This is a genomic window from Pseudoalteromonas sp. MM1 (assembly GCF_030296835.1).
Taxonomy (GTDB): domain Bacteria; phylum Pseudomonadota; class Gammaproteobacteria; order Enterobacterales; family Alteromonadaceae; genus Pseudoalteromonas.
Genome location: NZ_AP027922.1, coordinates 3,233,627 through 3,258,108, shown reverse-complemented (window position 1 = coordinate 3,258,108; position 24,482 = coordinate 3,233,627). Strand labels below are relative to the sequence as shown.

Below are 24,482 nucleotides of genomic sequence, written 5' to 3'. Positions count from 1 at the left end.
AGGCTCCTTTTTTATAATAGGGTTACATGCACTTTATTAGCGAAGTAACGCTTCAGGTAATACTGGGCGAATTTCACGAATAATTGCTTGAGTAAGCTTAGGCGCGCCACAAATAATGTTACCGCTATTGTTGTAATTAACGCCACCTGCAAAATCAACGACCATGCCGCCAGCTTCTTTTACAAGTAACTCGCCTGCTGCTGTGTCCCACGGCTTTAAGCCAATTTCAAAAAAGCCATCAACACGGCCCGCAGCTACATACGCCATATCTAGCGCTGCAGAACCTGCACGACGAATATCAGCAGTTTGTACAAATAAGGCTTTAAACGCGTCTGAGTATGCGTCTAAGTGGTGCTTTTGTTTAAAAGGGAAGCCAGTAGCTAAAATTGAACCTGCAAGCTCAACCGTTTTAGTTACACGTAAACGCTTGCTGTTTAGTTGTGCGCCTTGACCGCGAGAAGCAGTGAAAAGCTCGCCACGAATTGGATCGTAAATGACAGCTTGGTCTAAACGACCTTTTACTTTAAGTGCGATAGAAACCGCGAAATGAGGGATACCCTTGATGAAGTTAGTTGTGCCATCAAGCGGGTCAACAATCCATTGGTAATCTGCATCTTTGCCTTTGTGCTCACCTAGTTCTTCACCAACAATGCAGTGATCAGGGTAAGATTTTAAAATTGTATCACGAATTACGGCTTCGGCTTCTTTATCAATGTTGGTCACTAAGTCGTTAGTGCCTTTTTGTTGAATTTCAACTTTTGATAAATCTTCACTTGCGCGAAGTAAAATTTTGCCTGCGTTGCGCGCAGCGCGAACCGCAATGTTTAACATTGGATGCATGGTATTACCTTTGGGTTGTAAAAGAACGTTTATATATTTAAGCCGGCGTATTTTAGCGACTTTTGCCATAAAGTAAACAATAAACCCCAAATACTTTTGTGTGTTTTTTGTACTGCATTGAAACGCTTATATATTTGTTTCTTTGATAACTTATAAATAACCTGAAATCTGGATAATAAACCTATCTCTCGCAGTTATTGGCATTTAAATTCGCCTTGTTTTCATTGAAAATTTCTGGCTAGAGAAAGTAAATTTAAATATCACAATAATTCATTATGTTAGTAAGTCTCTTAACCAGAGTTCAGGTTAAATAAAAAAAATCCTTTACCTAAAGTTAGCTTGAGGTTTTATCTTGTTTTTAAGCAATCAACTAAGGTAATTAATAATGAAATTAGAACACGTACATTTGGTAGTAAACGACATAGATACCATGCTTACATTTTATCAAGCTGCCTTCCCTTACTGGTCAATTAGAAGTCAAGGAAACAATACTTGGTATGGCAAACCTAAGCGCTGGGTACATTTTGGCGACGATAACCACTATATTGCAATAAGTGATAATGGTGAGCATAAAAACAGAGATTTGACAGGGCACCAAGTAGGGCTTGCGCATTTTGCTTACGTAACAAATAACCTAGATGCGGTTGTAAAGCGCTTAAAGCACGCAGGGTTTAACGTTGATAAAGAGGGCGCAGAAAACCCGTTTAGAAAAAATGTATATTACTTAGACCCAGCAGGGTTCGAAGTTGAGTTTGTGCAGTATATGAGTGACATTCCTAGCGAGCGTAATAACGATTTATAAAGTAGCCGTTAAACATATGTGTAGAAAAGCAAACAATATAGTTTTTCTACACATTATGTTTTACGCATATTACTTATTATTTACCCCAAACTGGGCCTTTAAATCATTAGCAAAACTGACAAATTTTTCTTTAATGGTACGTTTAACTTTTACTTCCACCGAACCTAAAACAGTTTTACCCTCAAGGCTGATTGTAGGGCCTTGGCGCTTATTGAGCGACACTGTTTTATTTTCAAAGCTGCCCATTATGCAAAACATTTTAGACACTACATTAACGTGTTCTGGTACATAAATTTCTTCGCTACCTAAATAACAGCTAACGTGAATAGTGACATGTTGATGGGTAAATATAGCATCGGTAAAATCAAGCACAATTGATCCCATATAGTTTTGAATGTAAATATCTTTAGGGACCACCCATTGGCCGCTACGCTCGCTCGAGCCTAAAATACTTCGTAGTGTTAAGCTTTCTTCATCCGCTTGTTGGGCACTGTAATTTGGGGCAAACTGAGTTTGCTTTTGGGCAGTGTACTGGGTATCAGTAGTAAGGGTTAAATCCTCTATTAAATTAAGTAACGCGGTGTTATCGGTTGCTTCCATGGCACTGTCTAAGCGCCTTTCAAAGGCCTCGGCTGAGATAACGCCATGGCTGTAGTTATAAATAAGTTGATCTATCACTTGCTCGCGAACTTGCTCTATTGGGCGGTCTTCAATTTTTACAGGCATGGGAATAATCCTTTTAATATGAGTTACTGCTGTGTAAAGCAAGCGGTGTACCAAAAATTAAAATCTTATATATCAATGGCTTATTATTTTCATGATAATGTTTAGTTTATTATATTAACGATAGATTAACCAAAACAGCAATATAATCGTTATTTTCACCACTTAAGAAAGTTTTACCTAATAGCCGGTAAATGTTTACTCGAAGGTATTTTTATTTACACCTAACAAAATAGCTAACTTCATGAATTTAAAGTGTAAATAAAGTTGGCCTGAAGCTCGCATATATAAAAATGTCTTTAATCAAAAGGAGAAAGATTATGAAAACATTCAACAAATCTATGATTGCGGCTTTAGTTCTAGGTACTACAGCTATGGGTGCTCAAGCGGGCACGTGGGAAAATGAAAGTAAAGATGCTTGGATTGATGGTAAGGCAGAAACAGTGCTTCTTATGAACACTAATCTAAACAACTTTGACATTAACACTGATGTAAAAAATGGCAAGGTAGTACTTACAGGTAAAGTAAACAGCGACCTTGATAAAGAGCTAGCTGAAGAACTTGTAATTAGTCTAGATGGCGTATCTGATGTAGAAAACAACCTAACGGTTGTGAAAAACATGGATATGGACGACAAAGATCGTGACACTATGGGTGATGACGATAACGACTTAACTGACGCTAAAATCACCACGGTAATTACAACACGTTTCTTATTTGACTCAGAAGTTGACGGTACAGATATCGACGTTGATACCGACAACGGTATAGTAAAACTTAAAGGTTCTGTTGAAACAGAAGCCGAAAAGCAGTTAGCAGTAAAAATTGCTAAAAATGCTGAAGATGTTCGTGACGTGGTAGATGAACTAACTATCGTTGCCGAATAATACACTATACTAAAAAGCCCAGCCTAGCTGGGCTTTTTGCTTGTTATTTTAAAGGAGTTACATCATGGATATTATTCGTATTATATTGTCGATTTTACTGCCACCACTAGGCGTGTTTTTGCAAGTTGGTTTAGGTATGCACTTTTGGCTAAATATTTTACTAACTTTACTGGGTTACTTCCCCGGTTTAATTCATGCTATTTACATTATTGCTAAAAAATAATGTTTGGCGTGGCTAATTTGAGCCGGCCACTTTTTTGTAATTATTAAATTTAAAAAAGCGGCTTGCATACTTCTGCGTTTATTTTCCCGCTATTTCCTGCCTATTTGCATGCAAAAAGATTACTATTTAAGCAGTCAGCTTACTGATTGTTAAAATAAAGGTTTTTGCTAGTGACAAGCCTTAAAAAACTTTTTATACTGCAACCCGCTTTAGTCGCTCAGTGGCTAAACGCTTCAAAAATTAACTACTTCGTAGTTATACAAAGTTGGCCCCTTAGCTCAGTTGGTTAGAGCACACGACTCATAATCGTTAGGTCCCCAGTTCGAGTCTGGGAGGGGCCACCACTTTTACACTATCTTCTTCAAGTTCAAAAGTTTTTATTTTTTATACTTAAGTTAATTAAATTCTTTTATTCGTGCGAATTTTTAGCGTAATAAGTCTGCGTAGAATAATGATGTACTGAGCTTACTATACCAATCGTGTTAAGTTGTTATACCAACCTGCAATAATACTTAATCATTTTTAGGGGCTAAACGTGTCGCTATCTGCATTAAAAAATGCTCATTTACGACTGCATGGATGCAGAGGGTAGAGCAATGCAGGAGCAATTGCCGAGAGCAACTAAATAACGAATTTGTTGCCTAGCTATCAACACGCTTATCTATCCTCAAAATAGATTTACTTAACTAAGCGGATTGGTATTTGGCATTTATAGCGACAGATAAATAGCGGGATAACAAGGTGTTCATGCCAGCATGTTATTGTTTTACATAAGAAACTTGTAACGCTGTTAGCGCTTTATTTAGCACGATAGAGTGATTGAATATTTTAGTCGTTTGGTATTTACGCGGAATAAAATGTGGCTAGCTTTTAAATTTAGCCCCCAGCAATGGCTTGCTAGGGGCTTTAACTACCTAGTTTACTTGGTACTTACTATTAGTACGAATGTAAATAGTGGTTGCTTTGTCGCTTGTGTTCTCAATCGTGTGGGTAAAGTTACCGCTTGATTCTACATAGCTGCCTGCGCTTAGGTTTTGCGTTTTATCTTGCTCGCTTGAGTTGTACTCAACTGCGCCGGCTATAACAACAGCACGAAATTCGCTTGCTTTTGTTTTTATTTCACCTTTAAAGCCGGCAGGAAGTTTAATCATTGAGCCGTTCATATCGGCTGTGCTTCCCCAAAGGTAGGTTGTTTGCACGCCTTTGGCGTTTATGTCGTTTAAATCGCTGCTGTTTAACCATACCATGTTGTCTGCATGTAGGTTTAGCGGGCGCTCGCCATTATCAAACTGGGCATTAGTCGGTTTAACTAAGTATGGTCCTGAGTCGATTTCTAGATAAATTAAGTTAGTTTTACCATTTGCTGCTGTGGTGTGGTTTTCACCTGCAGGTTGTGTCCAAAACGAACCCGCTGGCATCCACATTTTTTCAGCTGTTGGGTCGTCATTGTGCATTTGGCCTTCAATAACGATACCGCGGTAGGTAATATTGTGAATGTGCGGCGGAGATTCAAAGCCTTTTTTAAAGCGTACGAGCATGCCTGTTGCAGTGTCGGTTGTGCGATCTCCCCACAAATCTGCAGCGCCAGGGCTTTTATCACCACGTAGCGGGTTTAAGTAGCCCCAGTCAATATTGCTGGCAGCAACAACTTTTGATGCGCTTTGCTCTGCAGAGGCTGGCGTTGATATGAGTGTGGCAACCAGTGCGAGTGTTGATGCCTTTAGTAATAATTTCATTTAAAGCTCCGTTAAGTTGGTATAACGCTTATAATACGGCTTAAAATTCGGCCAATAAATGGGCATAAGTTAAATACACTTTCGCAAAAACGTGGATAATAACGATATAGTTACGCATGCTGGTTTATGCAATAAGAGGGTTTGATGAAAATAGCTGATTTACAAGTATTGCTTAAAGTGGCTGAGCTGCAATCAATTACTGCTGCTGCAAATCAATTAGATATGAGCTCATCGGCTGCTAGTGTCTCGTTAAAGCGAATAGAGCAGGCGCTTGGTGCACAAATATTTGTGCGCACAACAAGGCAAATACGCCTCACGCCCGAAGGAGAACGCTATTTACCCCTATGTCAGCAGGCGCTCGATTTATTGCAACAAGGGCAGGTGCTTATTCATGAAGAGCAGCAATCTATTAGTGGTGAAGTGCGAATAGCCGTGTCATCCGAAATGGGGCGCAACCTTATGCGGGTGTTACTGAATAATATTATGGATAAACACAGCGAAGTGACGCTGCGCTTACAAGCAAGCGACAGTCGCGCTGATTTTTACCGTGATGGAATTGATGTTGCGCTGCGCGCCTTAACAAAAGAGGCCGCACAGGAGCTAAACTTATACGGCTTTAAAATTTGCAACATTGCACACGTGCTATGCGCCTCGCCTGAGTACATTAAAAAGCACGGTGAGCCGTTAACACCAGATGACTTACTTAATCATAATGCGCTTTTATATAAGCTTTACGAGGTAGTGCATGATGGGTGGGAGCTGTATAACGATAACCAAAAATACAAAGTTAAAATGAATAGCGACCGAGCTGTTAACGATGGTGATATAGTCAGGCGTTGGTGTATTGATGGTACCGGGGTTGCCAAAAAGTCGGCCATTGATGTAGCTGAAGATTTACTCGCGGGTAGATTAAAAAGGTTAATGCCCGATTACAAAATCCCCCTGACCGAAATGTGGTTAGTATTACCAAGTCGCCAGCTTATAACGCCTGCCATAAGGCTTATTCGTGATGAGCTAAAGCTCACTATTAACCAATTAAGGAAAAAACTTATTGAGCAAGAGATTATTAACGAGCAAGAGTGGCCTGAAACATTCTAACACCCCCTATATTGATTGTTTTATCAACGCGTATTTATGACGTTTAATTTTTACGGTAAATTTCGTGTTGAATATCGTAAATATTAACGCTTAAGCTGTCAGAATCTCGGCAATATGTTTTTAAGCATTCAAGCAAGCTCTCGCTTAACATTTGTTTTTGTTCAATAGAGCGCCCGGCCATAATATGCGCCGCAATGTGAATAAACCCTTCTTTTCCTTCACCTAGCTGGTATTGCTGATAAGCAATAGCACGGGTTTTAATGGTTTCTAAGTCAAACAAACCACTTTGAAAAGTCGCGTTATGGACTTTTTCAACAAGCACTTGCGGTAATACAGGAAGATCTTCAGAGTGTTCAATAATAATGTGCGGCATTTGCGCGTTTCCTATTATGAGTTACTACGTGGGCGTACGCATAATTGTACCAAAGCCTGAACTGCGCGCTAACCCCTGAATCGTCTAAATTTAGTTGTATTAATTTTTGATGTTAGTATAAAAACAATCACGTGAACCTTCGCTTATAAAGCCAAATTAAGGATTAAGATGAAATTACCACACCGCTTTAAACGTTTAGCTGTGCTATTAAGCGCAGTGGTTACATTAAGCGCTTGCTCAGATGATGTTGCATCAGTGAGTTTAGGGCTATTTACTACTAAAGATGTAGTGGTAAATTCGCAGCAAGACCCGCTAGTAAAAGGGGTTACGTGTCATATTAGCCATATTGAGGCCGACTTAGATTTTTCAGATCCCTCTGATATGTCTATTGCGTGCCGTCAAACTGGGCCAATTACAGCCGATATGCTACAAGCAATAGACCGTAGTAAGTCAGGCGAGGTGGTGTTTAAGTCATCAAAAAGTATTTTATTTAAATCGCTAAAAGTGCGTCGTATTTACGATGCACAAAACCGCACATTATTATACTTATCGTACTCGACTAAAGAGTCGAGCGGCAGCCACCACCATGCACTTTCAACCGTGCCTTTATATAATACACAAGCTTGGAACTGGGCACTTGAACAAGAGTAAGAGCACATTATGTTAGCGTTATTTAAATCAAAGCCGCTGCTAGAACAAGCCGAACAGCAGTGGCTAATTGATACCTTTATTTGGGCAGTAGAGCACTTTGATGCCGAATTTTTTACCAAGCACACGCAAATAATATTGCCAACGGTGGCACATTTTCCTGATTCGGTATCGAGTATTGAGGAAATGGCCACCAAGGTATTTGTACGAGTACGCGATTATGCAGGTATGAGTGCATGGCCAATACAATTAGTTGCGCCACAGCAGTTACAGCCGCAAGTATTTCCGCATTTTGAATTTGCTGAATATTTACGTGGAGAGCAAAGCCAGCTTATAGTACCGCCAAGCCATGCGATTAATGTCTCGTTTAATCCTAATCAAATTAATCAGCCGCAAGATTTAGTAGCAAGCTTTGCCGGCACGCTGGCTACTGTATTAATTCATCATGTTGGGGTGTTACCGCCAGGCGGTAAAGACTACTTGCCACAAGCGGCAGATGCGCTGGCCTGTTTTTTAGGGTTTGGGGTAATGATGAGCAACACTGTGTATCAATTTAAAGGCGGGTGTGGCTCGTGCTATAACCCTTATGCTAATCGTGAAGCTAAGTTAAGCGAAGCCCATACCGTATTCATGCACGCGCTGATTAGTTATTTTAAAAACGACAGTGTCTCTAAAAAGCATTTAAAGCCACATTTGCGCAGCCAGTTTAAAAAAGCCCAAAAAGAGATCAAAGCATTAGTTGATAGCTCTGCTAATCCGCTATTGCTTGCCTATGCACCAACTTAAAGTGGATACTTGTGAACTATTTAGACGAATTTTTACTGATCGCCATCGCCCACTTTTTTGCAGTAGCCAGCCCAGGCCCCGATTTTGCCGTGGTGCTCAAACAAAGTATACAGCAGGGCAGGCGTAACGCCCTATGGACAAGCGCTGGCGTGGGCGCTGCTATTTTATTACACGTAGGATACTGCGTATTAGGGGTTGCGCTAATTTTAACGCAATCGCCTAATTTATTTATGGCACTAAAGTATGTTGCGGGCGCTTATTTAGCCTATTTAGGCGTACAAGCATTAAGGGCTGCCAAACCACCGGTAAATAAAACAGACAACATAGAAAACAAAGCAACCCCACAAGAAAGCGCATGGCATGCATTTAGGCGTGGCTTTTTAACCAACGCGCTTAACCCTAAAGCAACTCTCTTTTTTATGTCGCTATTTACTTTAGTTATTAGTGTAACTACACCAACTAGCGTGCAAATTGTGTATGGGGTTTATATGGCTTTGGCAACATGGCTGTGGTTTTCTATGCTTTCTTTGGTGCTGTCAAAACCCAGTGTACGGGCGTTTTTTCAAAAAAGCGGCTATTGGTTTGACCGGGGTATAGGTGTTATTTTAATTGCTTTAGCCATTCGTGTTGTAATTTAACCCTAGGGAGAAGTGATGCCTATTTATAATTTTTCGTTTGGATCGAATATGTCCTCTAATCGCTTGCTTGCGCGTTTACCAAAAGCAAAGCGAGTTGGCACGGCTGTACTAAAAGGCTACGAGCTTACGTTTAATATGCTATTTAAAGATGGCTCGGGTAAGTGCAGTATTCAAAAGAGTGATGATAAAAACGCCTTGGTATATGGCGTGGTGTATGAACTTGATGAAGCCGAAAAAGCAATTTTAGACACCATAGAGGGTCCTGGGTACGATTGCGTGGCTATTAAGCCCACTTTGTTAGATGGTGAGCAAATAGAGGCTCATTGCTATATTGCAAACACCCACGATAACGATGTACTGCCATACGACTGGTATATTCAGCACGTTCATCGCGGCGCGCTTGAGGCGGGCGTTCCAAAAGAATACAGTGATGCAATACTTAATCGGCCGCATAAACCCGATACAAATAAAGCGCGTGCTGATATTGAATTTGCAGTGCACCAAAAATAATAAGGATAATCATGAAACTTACCAAATTAGCCAGTTTAGCTTTGCTTGCCAGTGCCACTTTTAATAGTTGGGCACAAATTAATACCACGCACTTAGAGGAGGTGATTAACACCTCAATGGCACGCTTTGACGTACCGGGTATGGCGGTAGCAGTTGTGCAAGACGATAAAGTTGTATTTGCTAAAGGGTTTGGGATAAGTAATCTCAATACAAATGCAAAAGTGAACAAAGACACACTTTTTGGTATTGCCTCAAACACAAAAGCGTTTACCAGTGCAGCGCTGGCTAAGTTGGTTGATGAAGGTAAGTTAAGTTGGGATGACAGAGTAATTGATCACTTACCTGAGTTTAGGTTGTACGACTCCTACGTTACTCGCGAAATGCGCATTCGTGATTTATTAAGCCACCGCAGTGGTTTAGGGCTTGGCCAAGGCGATTTAATGATTTGGCCAAGTACTGATAAATCTATAGCGGCTATTTTAGCCGGCCTACAATATTTAAAGCCAGCCAGCAGCTTTCGAAGCCAGTATGCCTATAACAACTTAATGTTTGTGACCGCAGGCGAAGTGGTGGCACGTGTATCAGGTATGAGCTGGAACGATTATATCGAAAAAAATATATTACAGCCTTTGCACATGGATAACTCGCGCGCGGGCTTTTCGCGTATTCCAAAAAGCAATAAAAATTGGGCAATTGGCCACATACCAATGGATGGCAAGCTCAATCCTTTTTTTGTTAACTACCTAGAAGACTTTAGAGGTGCAGGGGCTATTGCATCGAGCGTAAGTGATATGAGCCAATGGTTACTTACGCAGTTAGCTGCTGGAAAAATGCCAAGCGGTGAGCAGCTATTTAGTGAAAAACAGCAAGCGCAAATGTGGCACCCGCATATTACCTCTATGGCGTCTAAAAGTGCGTATGAGGCCTATCATCAGCAATTTAGAGGCTATGGGTTAGGTTGGAGCATTGAAGATTATCACGGCTTTAAAAAGCTAGGCCACGGTGGGGGCATTTTAGGTATGGTGTCGCAAGTTACATTGCTGCCAGAGAAAAAGCTTGGCATTGTTATTTTATCTAATCAGCAAGCATTTAGTGCGCTTTCGGCGGTTACTCATGAAGTACTTGAAGATGCTTTAAAACTTGAAGATAAAGACTGGGTTGAAGAGTTAGCTAAAAAACATTTTGCAGGTAAACAAACAGCCTACGCAAGTGCAAAACCCGACACTCCAGCAGATTATCAGCCACAGTTACCTAATATTAATTACACCGGCACGTTACATGATGATTGGTACGGGGATGTAATTATTGAGCAGCTAGATGGCAAACTACGTATTGATTTTACCCATACCAAACGCTTAAAAGGCACGCTTGAGCATTACACGGGTAATACGTTTATTGTTAAATGGGATGAAAAACTACTTGAGGCCGATGCATTTATTCGTTTTGATATGGGCGAAAGTAATCGTGTAAATAGCGCCAAAATGCGCGCGGTATCAACAGCGGTGACCGACTTTAGTTTTGATTTTAGAAACCTAAATTTAAAAGCTAAGTAGTGATGCTATACACCAAAGTCGCAAAGCCACCGTAAGGTGGCTTTGTTATATTAAGCACTCATATTAAAGGAGCGTTTATGCGTACTGCAGTTATTTCACATCCTCATTGCCGTAAACATAAAATGATTGACGATCATCCCGAGTGCCCAGAGCGCCTTGACGCCATTGCCGATAGACTTTTGGCAAGTGGGGTAGATATTGGCTTAACGCATCTACAAGCGCCTAAAGCAAAGCGTGAGGATTACTTATTAGCCCACGATGAGTCGTTAGTTAACCTTGTGGAGCGCTTAGTCCCTCAGCAAGGGCTACATAACCTTGATGGCGACACCTGGCTTTGTCCTGATTCATTTAAAGCAATTGAGCGCGCCGTAGGGGCAGGGCTGTTGGCTGTAGATGAAATACTCGCAGATAAACTCGATGCTGCTTTTTGCGCTGTACGCCCGCCAGGGCACCATGCCAATGCACATGCTTCATCTGGATTTTGTGTATTTAATAACTTAGCCATTGCTGTTAAGTATGCTCAAAGCAAAGGCGTTAAACGTATAGCAATTGCTGATTTTGATGTACACCATGGCAATGGCACCCAAGACATATTTATAAACGATGAAAACGTATTACTTTGCTCCTTATTTCAATACCCATTTTACCCAAACACAGCCGTAAAAAATAATAATCATATTGTTAATTCGCCTTTGCCCATAGCCAGTAATGGCGACGACTTAAAAGAAGTGTTTAATACTCAGTGGTTACCTAAATTAACAGCCTTTAAGCCAGAGCTGCTATTTATAAGTGCAGGGTTTGATGCCCACCTAGAAGATGACATGGCAAGTTTAAAGTTTGTAGAAGATGACTACAGCTGGCTTACAGAGCAGTTATGCAACGTTGCAAAAGAGAGTGGCTGTAAAGGTGTTATATCTTACCTTGAAGGGGGCTATGCGCTATCAGCATTAGGAAGAAGTGCTGTAGCGCATATAAAAGTGCTTAGTGAGTACTAATAGCAATTTGCAATAATTATTAATTAAGCGAATTGGTATAACAAAGACTGAGGGTTATAAACCTAGTAAATCAAACGCCTGCTTGGTATTAAGGGTTTTAATTTTGCCAAGACAGCATTGCCCTTCATTCAACAAATAAGTGGTTACCAGTTGCGCTAGCTGCTCCTGTGAAAGAGGGGGGTATACAGCGCCGTGTAGATCAACGTACTCTCCTTGTTTGTTCAACACGCGCACATTACTAAGCTCACTTTGCGCAACGCTGTGCAAACACGCTTGTTGTTCTTGTTTATCGTGCGCTATTTCAAGCTCATTATAAACAATTAATAACTGTGGAAAGCTGTTTAGCATAATTACCCTACTGTCACCTCGTAAGAGGTAAATTTACGTATATTAATTACGCCGGTATCAAAAATTAAGTACTGACCTTTTATACCTTGTAGCACGCCGCTTACTACTGGGTTTTTATCAAAATTAAACGAGCTAATTTTAGTAGGGTACTCTGTTACCGGAAAGTTTAAATCAACCACATCTTCATCTAGCTGCTCTATGGCCGTTGCACCAAATAGCTCACTTAGCTCGTTTAGTTTATCGCTAATTTGTGGGATGAGCTCTGCTGCGGCGGCTTTTAAGTCTATTGCGTCGTTTTGGCCTTTAAGCATGTTACGCCAATTAGTTTTATCGGCAATAAACTCGGCCAATGCCACCTCAACTAAACCTGATTGCAAACGTGTTTGTACTTTAAAAATAGGCAGCGCTTGGGTAGCGCCCTGGTCAACCCAACGTGTTGGTATTTGCGTATGGCGAGTAATACCTACTTTAAGCCCAGACGTATTGGCTAAATACACATAATGCGGGATCATACAGTTTTCTTCGCCCCATTGTGGCTCGCGACAGGTACCTTGATCGTAATGGCAGGTTTCTGGTTTCATAATGCACATATCGCAGCTAGCAAGCTTACGCATACATACAAAACAATGCCCTTGAGAGTAACTCTTTTTGGTTTTTTTACCACAGTTTGAGCATAAAATGGTACCGCTAAAAGTAAGCGTTAGTTCTTTACCTATATAGGCATTTAAATCTACTAGATTATCGCCAACAGGTAGGTGGTATTGAACGGGCTCTGTTAAGCTCGATTTTAATTTACGCAAAGTGCCTTGCATCTTTACTTGGCCCCTAAAGATGTTGATATTAAAACGTGGAGTTTAACATCTTTAAACTGTATTGGCTTTTTAAGAAGTGTAAATAGTCATCATAGGGGAGGGGTTTTGCATATAAGTAGCCCTGTGCTCGGTCGGCGCCCATTTCTTTTAATAAGTGGTGCACATCTTGGGTTTCTATGCCTTCTATGGTTATAGATAACCCTAGGTTATGTGCCATATCTATAGCGGTTTGCACAATCACTTTATTGGCGGTGTTATTGGTTAAATCAAATACAAACGATTTATCTACTTTAAGCTCAGTAAAGCGGTAATTAACCAAATAACTTAGCGATGAATAGCCAGTGCCAAAGTCATCAAGCACCACTCGCACCCCTAAATCAGAAAGCTCATTAACCAATGAAATAAGCGCTTCGTGGCTTTCAACTAATGCTGACTCAGTTAATTCAAACTTAAGAAGCTGTGCCGGAATTTGGTATTTTATAAGGATGTTTTCGACTTTTTCGGCGAGGTTTTTAATCGACAAGTTTTTAGCACTTAAATTAACGCTAATAGGGTGATCGTTATAGCCTTGCTCGGTTAGTTTGACGATATCTTTACAGGCTTGCTCAATAACCCACAAGGTAAGCTCGTTAATAATACCTGTGTGCTCAGCAAGTATTATCAGCTCTTCTATCGATACGCCGTTAAATGCTGGGTCTGGCCAGCGTAAGAGTGCCTCAGCGCTATTAACTTGGCTGAAGTTCAATCCTATTTGCGGTTGGTAATATAATGCTAATTGATCTGTTTTAATCGCGTTTTGTAATTTGGCAGCAAGCGTTACATCCATTAAAATATTACTGCCGTTGGTTGTACTAACCACCAAGTCATTATTCGTTTTAGCTTTTTTAAGCGCTAAATAACCGCGTTTTAGCCAATATTCAAAATCGTCGCGATGGCCCGCACTACTTATACCAATATTATAAGTAAGTTGTAGGTTTAGGCCCTGTATTTCATATTGTTTTGGTAGGCTATTAATAACTTTAACTAGTGCATCTTCTAAGGTGTGTTGATTTTGGTTTCTAGTAGAAATACAAGCAAATACTCCACTGCCTAAATCGGCCAAGCGCGGGCTATTATTAAAATCTATATCGAGATTAGTAAATTCCCGCTCATGGCTTAGCTCAAGCTCCACCTGCTTAGCTACGTGCTTTATTAAGGTATAACCCTGCGATGGGGTAATAATGGTATTGAGCGAGTTAAAATGGCGAATTTTAATCAAACACAAGGTGGTATTTCTTCCTTGTGCTTGTAAGTTCATAAACGCTTGTTTTAATTTAGCACTGTTAAGTAGCTTTGTTTGCTGAGTGTGCGTCGCATGATAGAGCGCACGCTCACGCTGGTAGCGCACTCTATCGGCAAGTGCCATAGCCATTAAAATAACTTCACACAAAATAGCCACTAAAAACGCATGACGAATCGCAAAGCTATAATCTAAAAAGCCAGTTAATTCTAATGGTTGTATTGCTGCGCCAACAATGAGTGGAACCCACGAAAAAACGTAAAACTTCGCCCATCTAAACCCTGTGCGCAGTTTATTGTAAATTAAAATAACACACATAATGTACAACAGGCTTAATACACAAAAAAAGATAGGCGCTGCGATGTATTCAGGTATGAAAAAAGTGGTGGTTGATAATAAAAATATTAAAGTAAGCAGCGCTTTACTCAGCTTATAGCGCCAGCACTTATCTTTATGGTAGCGCAAAAACATGGTGCAAAAGGCGAGCGTAAAAAAAGCCATTGCGTAGTTTGAAAAAATCACTTTTTCGTGCAAATACAATTGCCACTCTAGGGGCCATAAGTAAAAGCCAAAGCCCATTACTATGCCCATTAAACACAGCGCGCTAACTATATAGCCTATATAAACTAAATAAACGCGGTCTTTAATGCCAAAATAAAGCACTAAATTATACAGGGCAGCCATTAATAACACGCCGGCAAATATGCCCCAAATGCCGGTTTGCGAACGAACTAAATCAACAAATTCTTTATGGCGATACAAATTAACAGGGGTTTTGCTGATCCCCGTCGTATCTATTTTTATGGCTAAGCGCTCTGTAGATTTGCTTTCAAGTGCAAAACGCATATGCGGTACGCTATATTGAAAAAGCGTGAGAGACTTTACTTTATCGCCTAGTTTATAACTTTCTATGAGCTCATTTTTATTATTTAAGCGATATACGCTTAGGCGATCAACCATCGGGTTATCAAAATGGGCAACAATGTCTTGAGCATCTAAACTTTTATTTTCTAGGTCTATAAATAGCCAGTAGTTTTGCTGCTTAAAGCTCCACGGAATACTGTTTAACGGCTGGTGGGTGAGTAAATCAGGGTTTAAAATAATATCGTTGAGTGTGCGAGATTTACTTTCATCTATATAGTAGGCAAAGTCTAAATATACAGGCGTGGTTTTGTCGATGGTATAACGAGTCGGCACAACTAGGTTAGAAGCCAGTGTGCTAATAATATAAAATATGAAAATCAGTATGGCTACGGCCGCGGCATGATAACGTAAAGTTTTCGTTTCCAACGTTGTATACTTGTAATAACTCTTTTAATTAGTGTAGCACTAAAAAAGCGCATATAAACTGCGCTTTTTTAGTTAAATTTTTAGGGTCTGCTGACCTTTCAGGATTAAAATTTGTTTATCCTAGAGATAATTCAATCGCGGTGTGAGGTTTGTAACCTAGTGGATTAAGTCAAAACCCTTTGGGCAGCGCATGTTTGGCATTTATTCCTCGTTATCGTCTATTTATGGGGAATAACCATATTACATAGGCGCTGCCTTGCCTAAATACCAAACATACAGCTGTAAATTTAACCTAGAAGCTAAGTTAAACCAATAATTTAGTTTACAGGTTACTGCTCGCGAGCAATCGCTCTGTAAGCAATATCGGTGCGGTACTCCATACCTTCCCAGCTAATTTGTTTGACCAGCTCGTATGCACGTTGCTGTGCCTCGGTAACGGTATTACCAAGTGCAGTGGCACACAATACACGTCCACCTGCGGTGACAACGTTTTCGCCATCTTGCTTAGTACCGGCATGAAATACTTTTTCATCAGCAGGGTAGCTAACTTTAAGGCCTGATATTGCGTCACCTTTAGGGTAATCACCTGGGTAGCCTTTAGCGGCAAGTACAACACCTACGGCTGCGCGCGGGTCAAACTCAATGGTTGTTTTATCAAGTTCTTCGCGGTTAGCCGCTTCAACTAGTTCAACTAAGTCTGATTTAAGACGAAGCATCATAGGTTGCGTTTCAGGGTCACCAAAACGACAGTTGTACTCAATCACTTTAGGTGTGCCCTGAGCGTCAATCATTAAACCTGCGTATAAAAAGCCTGTGTAAGGATGACCTTCGCTTGCCATACCTTCAACGGTAGGAACGATTACTTCGTCCATAATACGCTGGTGGATTTCGTCAGTTACTACAGGTGCTGGTGAATACGCGCCCATGCCGCCAGTATTTGGACCTTCATCGCCATTGTATGCACGCTTATGATCTTGGCTTGTTGCAAATGGCAAAATGTTTTTACCATCAACCATAACAATAAAAGAGGCTTCTTCACCTTCTAAAAACTCTTCGATCACGACACGGCTGCCAGCGTCACCAAAAGCATTACCGGCAAGCATATCGCGAATAGCGTCTTCAGCTTCACGCTCGTTCATTGCTACAATCACGCCTTTACCAGCCGCTAGGCCATCTGCTTTTATTACAATTGGCGCGCCTTTTTCTTTTAAATAAGCAAGGGCAGGGTCAATTTGTTCAAACGTTTGGTAATCAGCGGTTGGGATTGCATGGCGAGCTAAAAAGTCTTTAGTAAACGACTTAGAGCCTTCTAGCTGTGCTGCGCCGGCTGTTGGGCCAAAAATAGCGAGACCGTGTTCACGGAACTTATCTACTACGCCTAATACAAGCGGCACTTCAGGGCCAACAATAGTAAGTTCTACATTGTTTTGTTGTGCAAAGCTTAGTAGGCCATCTAGGTCTTCAACGTTAATTGCAACGTTTTCTAGTTTTGGCTCTAGTGCAGTACCGGCATTACCCGGTGCTACAAATACAGTGTTTACTTTCGTGTTTTGAGCGGCCTTAAACGCAAGTGCGTGTTCGCGGCCGCCGCTGCCAATGACTAATACATTCATGGCGAAATATTCCTATTTAAAGCGGTTTTTTAAATTTCAGCGTCATACGGTCGCTTTCACCAATAGCTTTGTATTTGTCGGCGTCTTGTTCGCCAAGGCGTAAGCTTGGTGGTAGCGTCCATACACCTTTAGGGTGATCGGCTGTATCTTTTGGATTGGCGTTAATCTCACTTGTTGCAACTAATTCAAATCCAGCTTTTTTAGCTAAATCGACCACGTAGCTTTGCTTCATGTAGCCTGTTGATTTTTGATCCTCATCAGCACGGCTTTCATCTAGGCGATGTTCTACTACACCTAATACGCCACCTGGTTTTAACGCTTTATAAAAAGACTTAAATGCACTCAATGCACCTTCAGTGTCTTTACCCATGTACCAGTTATGTACATTACGAAAGGTTAAAACCATGTCGGCAGTACCGGCAGGGGCAATATCTGTGTGCGTTAAGGGAGCAAATTCAGAAATTTTTACTTTGCTAAAACGCTCATCTTCGGCCACTTTTTGTTTAAAGGCCGCTAAAGAGCGCTGGTAGTAACCTACCGATGAATCACTCGGAAAATGCGCTGCGTAATATAAGCCTTGCTCTTTAAGGGCTGGGGCTAAAATTTCGCTGTACCAACCTCCACCAGGGGCAATTTCAACCACAGTCATTGTTGGCTTAAAACCAAAAAATGCCAGTGTTTGCTCAGGGTGACGATACTCATCGCGGGCGCTATTTTTAGCGCTACGCTCGCTTGATTGAATAGCATGGCTAAGGCTTGACTCATGGTTATGGCTAAGCGCCATAGTTGATGTAAGCGCAAGCGAGGCTACAAGTAGTGACTTTAGTGCAAATTTCATCGTTTGTTCCTTAACATAAAAATTAGGTGTTAGATTAACCAGAATACGTGAATTGATTGCAAACAAAAAGGGCTAAACGCTGTGTTTAACCCTTTGTGTGATTAGTGGCGGAAATGGCGCATGCCAGTAAACACCATAGCCATGCCTGCTTCGTCAGCGGCGGCGATAACTTCTTCATCGCGCATTGAGCCACCAGGTTGAATAACCGCGGTAATACCAGCGGCAGCGGCAGCATCAATACCATCACGGAATGGGAAAAACGCATCCGATGCCATTACAGAACCAGGTACTTCTAGGTTTTCATCAGCGGCTTTAATACCGGCTATTTTAGCTGAGTAAACACGGCTCATTTGGCCTGCGCCTACACCAATAGTCATACCGTCACGGGCATAGACAATTGCGTTTGATTTAACAAACTTAGCGACTTTCCAGCAAAATAGTAAATCTTTAAGTTCTTGCTCAGAAGGCTGGCGCTTAGATACGACTTTTAAGTCGCCTTGGGTAACCATACCTAGGTCACGATCTTGTACTAAAACACCACCGTTTACGCGTTTAATATCGTGGCCAGTTGCTTTGCCGCTCCATTGTCCGCATGCCAATAAACGTACGTTCTTTTTAGCTTCTACAATTTTTGCCGCTTCACTTGAAACGCTAGGGGCAATGATCACTTCAACAAATTGGCGCTCAACAATGGCTTGTGCTGTTGCAGCGTCAAGCTCGCGGTTAAAGGCAATAATGCCACCAAACGCTGAGGTTGGATCTGTTTTAAAGGCGCGGTCGTAAGCGCTAAGAATATCTTCGCCAATTGACACACCACACGGATTAGCGTGTTTAACAATAACACATGCAGGTACATCAAATTCTTTAACACACTCAAGTGCGGCATCTGTATCTGCAATGTTATTAAACGACAGAGCTTTACCTTGTAGCTGAGTAGCTGTTGCAACAGAGGCTTCGCTTACGTTGTTTTCAACATAAAAAGCAGCATCTTGGTGTGAGTTTTCACCGTAACGCATATCTTGCTTTTTAGTGAACTGCATATTGATAGTACGTGGGAATTTAGTGTCTTCAACGGCTTCTTCAGTGTAGTCAGGTACCATTTTACCAAAGTAGTTAGCAATCATACCATCGTATTGAGCAGTATGCTCATACGCGGCAATAGCTAAATCAAAGCGTGTTTTGTACGTTGTTGAGCCATTGTTGTTTTGCATTTCGCTAATTACGCGGTCGTAATCGCTTGCGTTTACCACAATCGTTACATCTTTGTGGTTTTTAGCGGCTGCGCGAACCATGGTAGGGCCGCCAATATCAATATTTTCAATAGCATCTTCAAGGCTGCAGTTTTCTTGAGCGACAGTATTCGCAAAGGGGTATAAGTTAACTACAACTATGTCGATAGCAGAAATGTTGTTATTTGCCATTACGCCTTCATCTTGTCCGCGACGCGCTAAAATGCCGCCGTGAATTTTAGGGTGAAGGGTTTTTACGCGACCATCCATTATTTCAGGATGACCTGTGTGATCTGAAACTTCAGTCACTTTTATGCCGTTATCAGCAAGGAGTTTACATGTACCGCCAGTTGATAAAATATCTACACCTTGCGCTTCTAGTGCGCGGGCAAATTCAACAATACCGGTTTTATCAGACACACTTAAAAGTGCGCGACGAATGGGACGATGAGTATCCATTGTAGTTTGATTTCCTCAGTTAATGAGCTAGCTTAGAAGCGGGCATTTTAACTGATTACTACTCAAAAAACGACTTATAAAGCGCCAATAAGCGTGAGCATTTTGCAACATCTCTATTAAATTGTGCGCATAAAAAAAGCACCCTAAGGTGCTTTTTTTGCATTATACCAATTGTATTGGATTACTAAGCAGTTATAACGATAGAAAAACAAGTCTATAACAAGGCAAAAATTTTACAGTGTAGTTATTCTACATAAGAAATTTTTAACGCCGTTATGGGCTTGTTTAGCGCGTTAGAATGCTCACGCTTTCAATATATTTGGTATTAGTTCATGCCGTATTTTTTTAGCTTTTTACGTAAAGTACCACGGTTGATACCTAGTAAAATTGCCGCACGAGTTTGGTTACCACGTGTGTATGTCATTACTTCTTCAAGTAATGGCGCTTCTAGCTCTGAAAGAACAAGGTCGTAAACGTCTTGCACATCTTGACCGTTAAGCTGTTTTAAATAGTGGTGAACAGCTTTTTTTACTGCATCACGCAATGGCTGCGGTTTCTCGTGTGACTGAACATGAGGGTTTGTGATAAATGGAGAAGTCACGTTTTGTTCGAACATTATTTAATCTCTTTCTTTCTTAGTTAGCTGCTAGTGTTTTAAAGTATTGCGTTAATGCGTCAACCTGTGCTTGTGGGTTGTCGAGCGCATTAAATACTCGCCTAAACTGACCGTCACTGTCATGGGTTTGCAAATACCAAGATACATGTTTGCGAGCGATTCGCGCTCCCATTGGCTCACCGTAAAACGCATGGAGGTTATCTAAATGCTCCATTAAAATACTTCGCACCTCTGAAATAGCAGGTGGTGGTAAGTGTTCTCCAGTTCGCAAATAGTGGTCTATCTCCCTAAATATCCAAGGGCGACCTTGGGCGGCTCGGCCAATCATGATGGCATCTGCACCCGTATAGTCCAAAACCTGCTTTGCTTTTTCTGGTGATGTAATATCACCATTAGCAACCACAGGTATCGACACTGAGCGTTTTATATCCCTAATCGTGGCATATTCTGCTTCACCCTTGTACATACATGCGCGTGTACGCCCATGTACGGCAAGTGATGCAATGCCATAACGCTCAGCTATTCTCGCAATCTCTACACCATTACGGTTATCCTGATCCCATCCTGTACGGATTTTAAGTGTGACCGGGATATCAACAGCGTTAACCACTGCATCAACTATCTCTTCCACAAGTTCAGGAAACTGTAATAATGCAGAGCCTGCGAGTTTCTTGTTCACTTTTTTTGCTGGGCACCCCATATTGATATCTATGATCTGTGCACCATTTGCAACATTGAATTGTGCGGCCTGCGCCATAAGCTCAGGATCAGCTCCTGCAATTTGCACCGCGCGTATACCCGACTCACCGCTGTGATCCATACGGTTCATCGATTTTTCAGTTTTCCAAACCTTCGGGTTTGACGATAACATTTCAGACACAGCCAAGCCTGCGCCTAAGCGGCGGCAAAGTTGTCTAAATGGTCTGTCTGTAATACCTGCCATTGGCGCGACTATTACATTATTCTCAAGTTGGTATGAACCGATACGCACTGTATTCAATAGGCCTCTTTTCAAGGGGCGCTAAGTTTACGGTTTTTTTAGGAAAAATCAAAGGCTATAAATTGAACAAAAGTGACTTTTTTTTGCCCTTTTCGTATTGACTTTTGATAACCGCATGACAAGCGGGTCGATTTGTTTGAAATTTAAACAAAAAATATTTTTGTCAAATTATGTGTGCTAATCTTCTAACTGTAAAAAAATAGTAAAGCCTGTTAAATACAGGCTTTACATGCAAGTTTTGAGTTAAAACTCTAAATTTATAAATGTACGTGGCTAGCTATTTTTTGTACCGCTTACACGGGTCCAATCACCCTCTAGGGCAATATCGTCAAGTTCAATAAACGGTGCGTAAATATCGGCAACCGATTGGGCTTGCTCTTCTAATATGCCCGACATAGCAATTTTGCCACCAGGCTTAAGCAATCCCAAAATTACATTGTGAAGCTCACGTAGCGGTTGCGCTAAAATATTCGCCACTACAATATCAGCACTAAACTCAGGTTGGTTTTCAGGTAGGTATACCTCAAGCTTATCGGCTACGCCATTACGCTGTGCGTTATCTAAGCTTGCTTCAAGCGCTTGCGGGTCAATATCAATGCCAATCATGCGCTCTGCACCCAGTTTAATGGCTGCAATGCCTAAAATGCCCGATCCACAACCAAAATCCACTACGGTTTTACCCCGTAAATCTTGGCTTTCTAGCCATTTAAGGCACAGTGCTGTTGTTGCATGGGTCCCCGTACCAAATGCAAGGCCAGGGTCGAGCAATACATTAACTGCATCAGGGTCTGGAATGTCACGCCAGCTTGGGCATATCCACAGTTTTTCGCCGAACTGGATTGGGTGAAAGTTATCCATCCACTCTCGTTCCCAGTCTTTATCTTCGAGTTGCTCAATTTTATATACTAATGAGTCTTTAATTTCATCATGGCGCTTAAGCAATGCAATGACCGCATTCATATCGTGACTGGCTTCAAATAGACCAATTACGGTGGTATCGGCCCAAAACTCAACGGTGCCAATTTTAGGCTCATAAATAGGTGTATCTTTTGCGTCAATAAAAGTAACAGAGGCGCTGCCTGCTTCCATTAATAAGTCACTTACTGCATCTGCGGTAGCAGCATTAGCATTAATACGGATTTGGATCCAAGCCATGGTTGTTTCCTTTAAATAGAAAAAAGGCCGCTACAGCGGCCTTTTTAGTTTATATAAAGCGCTAAATTATTTAGCGTCTAAAAAGCTTTTTAGTAAGTCAGAGCGAGAAGGGTGGCGTAATTTACGCAGTGCTTTCGCTTCTATTTGACGAATACGCTCACGTGTTACGTCAAACTGTTTACCAACTTCTTCTAAGGTGTGGTCGGTATTCATATCAATACCAAAACGCATACGTAGTACTTTGGCTTCACGGGCTGTAAGGCCTGCGAGTACATCGTTTGTTGCGCCACGAAGCGATTCCATTGTTGCCGAGTCGATTGGCGAATCAATAGTGGTATCTTCGATAAAGTCACCTAAGTGCGAATCTTCATCATCACCGATTGGTGTTTCCATCGAAATTGGCTCTTTGGCAATTTTAAGTACCTTACGGATTTTATCCTCAGGCATCATCATGCGCTCAGCTAATTCTTCAGGATTTGGCTCACGACCCATTTCTTGTAACATTTGACGAGAAATACGGTTAAGTTTATTAATCGTTTCTATCATATGTACCGGAATACGGATTGTTCTTGCTTGGTCAGCAATTGAGCGGGTAATCGCTTGGCGAATCCACCACGTAGCATAAGTAGAAAACTTATAACCACGGCGGTATTCAAACTTATCTACCGCTTTCATCAAGCCAATGTTACCTTCTTGGATTAAATCTAAGAACTGTAAACCACGGTTTGTGTATTTTTTAGCAATTGAGATTACAAGACGTAAGTTAGCTTCAACCATTTCTTTTTTCGCACGGCGCGCTTTTGCTTCACCAATGCTCATACGACGGTTAATGTCTTTAATACGTTCAATGCTTAAGCCTGTGCTTTCTTCAATTACACATAGCTTTTGGATGCAACGAATAATTTCAGGCTTCACTTCTTCAAGTTTAGCTGAGTGCTTTTCGTTAGCATTAATTTCTAGGTCTAGCCACGCTGTGTCAGTTTCGTTATTAGCAAAATGCTTAATAAACGTTTTCTTAGGTAGCTTAGCAATTTGTACCGCTTGCTTCATGATGAGACGTTCTTGCACACGAACTCTGTCCATCATTTCACGCATGTTGTTAACCATGCGATCAAACTGTTTTGGTACTAATTTAAACGTTCTAAAAAGCTCGCCGATTTCAAAAATAGCGGCTTGAGAATCTGGATGCGAACGCCCTTTTTCGTCAAAGGTAGTGCGCGCTTTAATGTATAAATCACGCAAGTTTTCAAAGTGAATACGGGCTTCTTCAGGATCTGGGCCTGTATCTACTTCTTCTTCGTCTTCATCGTCATCGCTGTCTTTGTCATCGTCATCATCGTCTTCATCAAGTTGTTCTTCACTTAATTCAGAGCCAATGTGCGTTGCTGAGATTTGCGCTTCGTCTTCGTTAGGATCGAAAAAGCCTGAAATAATGTCGCTTAAGCGCATTTCTTCTGCTTCAAACTTATCCCACTGTTCAAGTAGGTAAGTAATCGCTTCAGGGTATTCGGCAACAGAAATTTGTACCTGGTTGATACCTTCTTCAATGCGCTTAGCGATTACAATTTCGCCTTCACGTGTAAGAAGTTCAACAGTACCCATCTCACGCATGTACATGCGGACAGGGTCAGTTGTACGGCCAATTTCTTTTTCTACAGTTGCAAGGGCTGCAGCAGCAGCTTCTGCTGCGTCTTCGTCTGTCGTGGTTTCTTGCATCATTAATTCATCAGCATCAGGCGCATTTTCGCTAACCTTGATACCCATGTCATTAATCATGCTAATGATATCTTCTACTTGATCTGAGTCGATGATGTCTTGTGGAAGGTGATCATTTACTTCAGCAAAAGTTAAATAGCCTTGCTCTTTACCTTTTTGAATCAGAAGTTTTAATTGTGACTGAGGAGTTGGATCCATAGAGATTGTTTCTTCCACTCTGATAAGTTGATACAACAGGCGTCATCATAGAGTTAGCCTTTTAACTAACTTTAATAATGTGACGCAGTGAATAGCACAGTATAACAGTTTAAATCA

Annotated in this window: 24 protein-coding genes and 1 tRNA gene; 11 read left to right on the top strand and 14 right to left on the bottom strand. The window is 41.2% G+C overall.

The window, feature by feature from the left end; translation table 11 throughout:
- Nucleotides 1-36 precede the first annotated feature (36 nt).
- The gene (suhB, locus tag QUE46_RS14695) at nt 37-840 is read right to left on the bottom strand and encodes an inositol-1-monophosphatase (protein WP_286245410.1); all 804 of its coding nucleotides are present in this window, start codon (nt 838-840) and stop codon (nt 37-39) included.
- 385 nt (nt 841-1,225) lie between these two features.
- Here suhB and QUE46_RS14690 point away from each other — a divergent pair, with 385 nt between their 5' ends.
- Complete coding sequence (locus tag QUE46_RS14690) at nt 1,226-1,642, top strand: VOC family protein (protein ID WP_286245409.1); 417 nt, start codon at nt 1,226-1,228, stop codon at nt 1,640-1,642.
- A 69-nt stretch (nt 1,643-1,711) separates the two neighbouring features.
- On the opposite strand, the gene QUE46_RS14685 is transcribed toward QUE46_RS14690, so the two are convergent.
- Nucleotides 1,712-2,368: a LiaF domain-containing protein gene (locus QUE46_RS14685; protein WP_286245408.1), complete on the bottom strand. Its 657-nt coding sequence runs from the start codon at nt 2,366-2,368 to the stop codon at nt 1,712-1,714.
- A gap of 317 nt (nt 2,369-2,685) precedes the next feature.
- Between QUE46_RS14685 and QUE46_RS14680 the strand changes: the two genes are divergently transcribed.
- From QUE46_RS14680 to QUE46_RS14670, 3 genes are all read left to right on the top strand, one after another.
- Nucleotides 2,686-3,252 carry a BON domain-containing protein gene (locus QUE46_RS14680; RefSeq protein WP_286245407.1) on the top strand — a complete coding sequence of 189 codons (567 nt, stop codon included), beginning with the start codon at nt 2,686-2,688 and terminating at the stop codon, nt 3,250-3,252.
- A 64-nt stretch (nt 3,253-3,316) separates the two neighbouring features.
- Nucleotides 3,317-3,475, top strand: a complete 159-nt coding sequence (locus QUE46_RS14675; RefSeq protein ID WP_004587604.1) for a YqaE/Pmp3 family membrane protein — start codon at nt 3,317-3,319, stop codon at nt 3,473-3,475.
- Nucleotides 3,476-3,742: 267 nt separating this feature from the next.
- Nucleotides 3,743-3,819 (top strand) — tRNA-Ile (locus tag QUE46_RS14670).
- Between the two features lie 570 nt (nt 3,820-4,389).
- Here the strand turns inward: QUE46_RS14670 and QUE46_RS14665 are convergent.
- Entirely contained in the window at nt 4,390-5,211 is an 822-nt protein-coding gene (locus QUE46_RS14665) for a DUF4437 domain-containing protein (protein WP_286245405.1), read from the bottom strand.
- Nucleotides 5,212-5,355: 144 nt separating this feature from the next.
- Between QUE46_RS14665 and QUE46_RS14660 the strand changes: the two genes are divergently transcribed.
- Nucleotides 5,356-6,309: a LysR family transcriptional regulator gene (locus tag QUE46_RS14660; RefSeq protein WP_286245404.1), complete on the top strand. Its 954-nt coding sequence runs from the start codon at nt 5,356-5,358 to the stop codon at nt 6,307-6,309.
- Nucleotides 6,310-6,352: 43 nt separating this feature from the next.
- On the opposite strand, the gene QUE46_RS14655 is transcribed toward QUE46_RS14660, so the two are convergent.
- Nucleotides 6,353-6,682, bottom strand: coding sequence for a 5-carboxymethyl-2-hydroxymuconate Delta-isomerase (locus QUE46_RS14655; protein WP_004588643.1), 330 nt, complete (start codon nt 6,680-6,682; stop codon nt 6,353-6,355).
- Between the two features lie 168 nt (nt 6,683-6,850).
- Between QUE46_RS14655 and QUE46_RS14650 the strand changes: the two genes are divergently transcribed.
- The 6 genes from QUE46_RS14650 (at nt 6,851) to QUE46_RS14625 (ending at nt 11,812) form a co-directional block, all read left to right on the top strand.
- Nucleotides 6,851-7,333 carry a CreA family protein gene (locus QUE46_RS14650; RefSeq protein WP_286245403.1) on the top strand — a complete coding sequence of 161 codons (483 nt, stop codon included), beginning with the start codon at nt 6,851-6,853 and terminating at the stop codon, nt 7,331-7,333.
- Between the two features lie 9 nt (nt 7,334-7,342).
- A complete protein-coding gene (locus tag QUE46_RS14645; RefSeq protein WP_286245402.1) occupies nt 7,343-8,116 on the top strand; it encodes a hypothetical protein in 774 nt (257 codons plus the stop codon).
- 11 nt (nt 8,117-8,127) lie between these two features.
- On the top strand, nt 8,128-8,754 hold the full coding sequence (locus tag QUE46_RS14640) for a LysE family translocator (RefSeq protein ID WP_286245401.1): 627 nt from the start codon (nt 8,128-8,130) through the stop codon (nt 8,752-8,754).
- A 15-nt stretch (nt 8,755-8,769) separates the two neighbouring features.
- A complete protein-coding gene (locus tag QUE46_RS14635) occupies nt 8,770-9,264 on the top strand; it encodes a gamma-glutamylcyclotransferase family protein (protein ID WP_286245400.1) in 495 nt (164 codons plus the stop codon).
- A gap of 11 nt (nt 9,265-9,275) precedes the next feature.
- Complete coding sequence (locus QUE46_RS14630; RefSeq protein ID WP_286245399.1) at nt 9,276-10,817, top strand: serine hydrolase; 1,542 nt, start codon at nt 9,276-9,278, stop codon at nt 10,815-10,817.
- 77 nt (nt 10,818-10,894) lie between these two features.
- Nucleotides 10,895-11,812 carry a histone deacetylase family protein gene (locus QUE46_RS14625; protein ID WP_286245398.1) on the top strand — a complete coding sequence of 306 codons (918 nt, stop codon included), beginning with the start codon at nt 10,895-10,897 and terminating at the stop codon, nt 11,810-11,812.
- A 54-nt stretch (nt 11,813-11,866) separates the two neighbouring features.
- Here QUE46_RS14625 and QUE46_RS14620 read toward each other — a convergent pair whose 3' ends face one another.
- The 10 genes from QUE46_RS14620 to rpoD form a co-directional block, all read right to left on the bottom strand.
- A complete protein-coding gene (locus QUE46_RS14620) occupies nt 11,867-12,160 on the bottom strand; it encodes a hypothetical protein (protein ID WP_286245397.1) in 294 nt (97 codons plus the stop codon).
- Between the two features lie 2 nt (nt 12,161-12,162).
- Nucleotides 12,163-12,972: a DUF2797 domain-containing protein gene (locus tag QUE46_RS14615; protein WP_286245396.1), complete on the bottom strand. Its 810-nt coding sequence runs from the start codon at nt 12,970-12,972 to the stop codon at nt 12,163-12,165.
- Between the two features lie 28 nt (nt 12,973-13,000).
- Nucleotides 13,001-15,541, bottom strand: coding sequence for an EAL domain-containing protein (locus QUE46_RS14610; protein WP_286245395.1), 2,541 nt, complete (start codon nt 15,539-15,541; stop codon nt 13,001-13,003).
- A gap of 329 nt (nt 15,542-15,870) precedes the next feature.
- Nucleotides 15,871-17,154 carry a phosphoribosylamine--glycine ligase gene (gene purD / locus QUE46_RS14605; RefSeq protein WP_286245394.1) on the bottom strand — a complete coding sequence of 428 codons (1,284 nt, stop codon included), beginning with the start codon at nt 17,152-17,154 and terminating at the stop codon, nt 15,871-15,873.
- Nucleotides 17,155-17,170: 16 nt separating this feature from the next.
- Nucleotides 17,171-17,992 carry a class I SAM-dependent methyltransferase gene (locus QUE46_RS14600; RefSeq protein WP_286245393.1) on the bottom strand — a complete coding sequence of 274 codons (822 nt, stop codon included), beginning with the start codon at nt 17,990-17,992 and terminating at the stop codon, nt 17,171-17,173.
- 101 nt (nt 17,993-18,093) lie between these two features.
- Entirely contained in the window at nt 18,094-19,680 is a 1,587-nt protein-coding gene (gene purH / locus QUE46_RS14595; protein WP_286245392.1) for a bifunctional phosphoribosylaminoimidazolecarboxamide formyltransferase/IMP cyclohydrolase, read from the bottom strand.
- Between the two features lie 325 nt (nt 19,681-20,005).
- Complete coding sequence (gene fis / locus QUE46_RS14590; protein WP_002957804.1) at nt 20,006-20,296, bottom strand: DNA-binding transcriptional regulator Fis; 291 nt, start codon at nt 20,294-20,296, stop codon at nt 20,006-20,008.
- A gap of 19 nt (nt 20,297-20,315) precedes the next feature.
- The gene (dusB, locus tag QUE46_RS14585; RefSeq protein WP_004588630.1) at nt 20,316-21,287 is read right to left on the bottom strand and encodes a tRNA dihydrouridine synthase DusB; all 972 of its coding nucleotides are present in this window, start codon (nt 21,285-21,287) and stop codon (nt 20,316-20,318) included.
- A 282-nt stretch (nt 21,288-21,569) separates the two neighbouring features.
- On the bottom strand, nt 21,570-22,451 hold the full coding sequence (prmA, locus tag QUE46_RS14580; protein WP_286245391.1) for a 50S ribosomal protein L11 methyltransferase: 882 nt from the start codon (nt 22,449-22,451) through the stop codon (nt 21,570-21,572).
- Nucleotides 22,452-22,517: 66 nt separating this feature from the next.
- On the bottom strand, nt 22,518-24,365 hold the full coding sequence (gene rpoD / locus QUE46_RS14575) for an RNA polymerase sigma factor RpoD (RefSeq protein WP_286245390.1): 1,848 nt from the start codon (nt 24,363-24,365) through the stop codon (nt 22,518-22,520).
- Between the last annotated feature and the right edge of the window lie 117 nt (nt 24,366-24,482).

Coding starts and splice junctions, on each gene's coding strand:
- QUE46_RS14675 (WP_004587604.1), top strand. CDS start 3,317: ATGGATATTATTCGTATTATATTGTCGATTTTACTGCCACCACTAGGC.
- QUE46_RS14665 (WP_286245405.1), bottom strand. CDS start 5,211: ATGAAATTATTACTAAAGGCATCAACACTCGCACTGGTTGCCACACTC.
- QUE46_RS14615 (WP_286245396.1), bottom strand. CDS start 12,972: ATGCAAGGCACTTTGCGTAAATTAAAATCGAGCTTAACAGAGCCCGTT.
- QUE46_RS14655 (WP_004588643.1), bottom strand. CDS start 6,682: ATGCCGCACATTATTATTGAACACTCTGAAGATCTTCCTGTATTACCG.
- QUE46_RS14690 (WP_286245409.1), top strand. CDS start 1,226: ATGAAATTAGAACACGTACATTTGGTAGTAAACGACATAGATACCATG.
- QUE46_RS14620 (WP_286245397.1), bottom strand. CDS start 12,160: ATGCTAAACAGCTTTCCACAGTTATTAATTGTTTATAATGAGCTTGAA.
- prmA (WP_286245391.1), bottom strand. CDS start 22,451: ATGGCTTGGATCCAAATCCGTATTAATGCTAATGCTGCTACCGCAGAT.
- QUE46_RS14630 (WP_286245399.1), top strand. CDS start 9,276: ATGAAACTTACCAAATTAGCCAGTTTAGCTTTGCTTGCCAGTGCCACT.
- QUE46_RS14685 (WP_286245408.1), bottom strand. CDS start 2,368: ATGCCTGTAAAAATTGAAGACCGCCCAATAGAGCAAGTTCGCGAGCAA.
- suhB (WP_286245410.1), bottom strand. CDS start 840: ATGCATCCAATGTTAAACATTGCGGTTCGCGCTGCGCGCAACGCAGGC.
- fis (WP_002957804.1), bottom strand. CDS start 20,296: ATGTTCGAACAAAACGTGACTTCTCCATTTATCACAAACCCTCATGTT.
- QUE46_RS14625 (WP_286245398.1), top strand. CDS start 10,895: ATGCGTACTGCAGTTATTTCACATCCTCATTGCCGTAAACATAAAATG.
- QUE46_RS14650 (WP_286245403.1), top strand. CDS start 6,851: ATGAAATTACCACACCGCTTTAAACGTTTAGCTGTGCTATTAAGCGCA.
- QUE46_RS14660 (WP_286245404.1), top strand. CDS start 5,356: ATGAAAATAGCTGATTTACAAGTATTGCTTAAAGTGGCTGAGCTGCAA.
- QUE46_RS14680 (WP_286245407.1), top strand. CDS start 2,686: ATGAAAACATTCAACAAATCTATGATTGCGGCTTTAGTTCTAGGTACT.
- purD (WP_286245394.1), bottom strand. CDS start 17,154: ATGAATGTATTAGTCATTGGCAGCGGCGGCCGCGAACACGCACTTGCG.
- rpoD (WP_286245390.1), bottom strand. CDS start 24,365: ATGGATCCAACTCCTCAGTCACAATTAAAACTTCTGATTCAAAAAGGT.
- QUE46_RS14645 (WP_286245402.1), top strand. CDS start 7,343: ATGTTAGCGTTATTTAAATCAAAGCCGCTGCTAGAACAAGCCGAACAG.
- QUE46_RS14600 (WP_286245393.1), bottom strand. CDS start 17,992: ATGAAATTTGCACTAAAGTCACTACTTGTAGCCTCGCTTGCGCTTACA.
- QUE46_RS14635 (WP_286245400.1), top strand. CDS start 8,770: ATGCCTATTTATAATTTTTCGTTTGGATCGAATATGTCCTCTAATCGC.
- purH (WP_286245392.1), bottom strand. CDS start 19,680: ATGGATACTCATCGTCCCATTCGTCGCGCACTTTTAAGTGTGTCTGAT.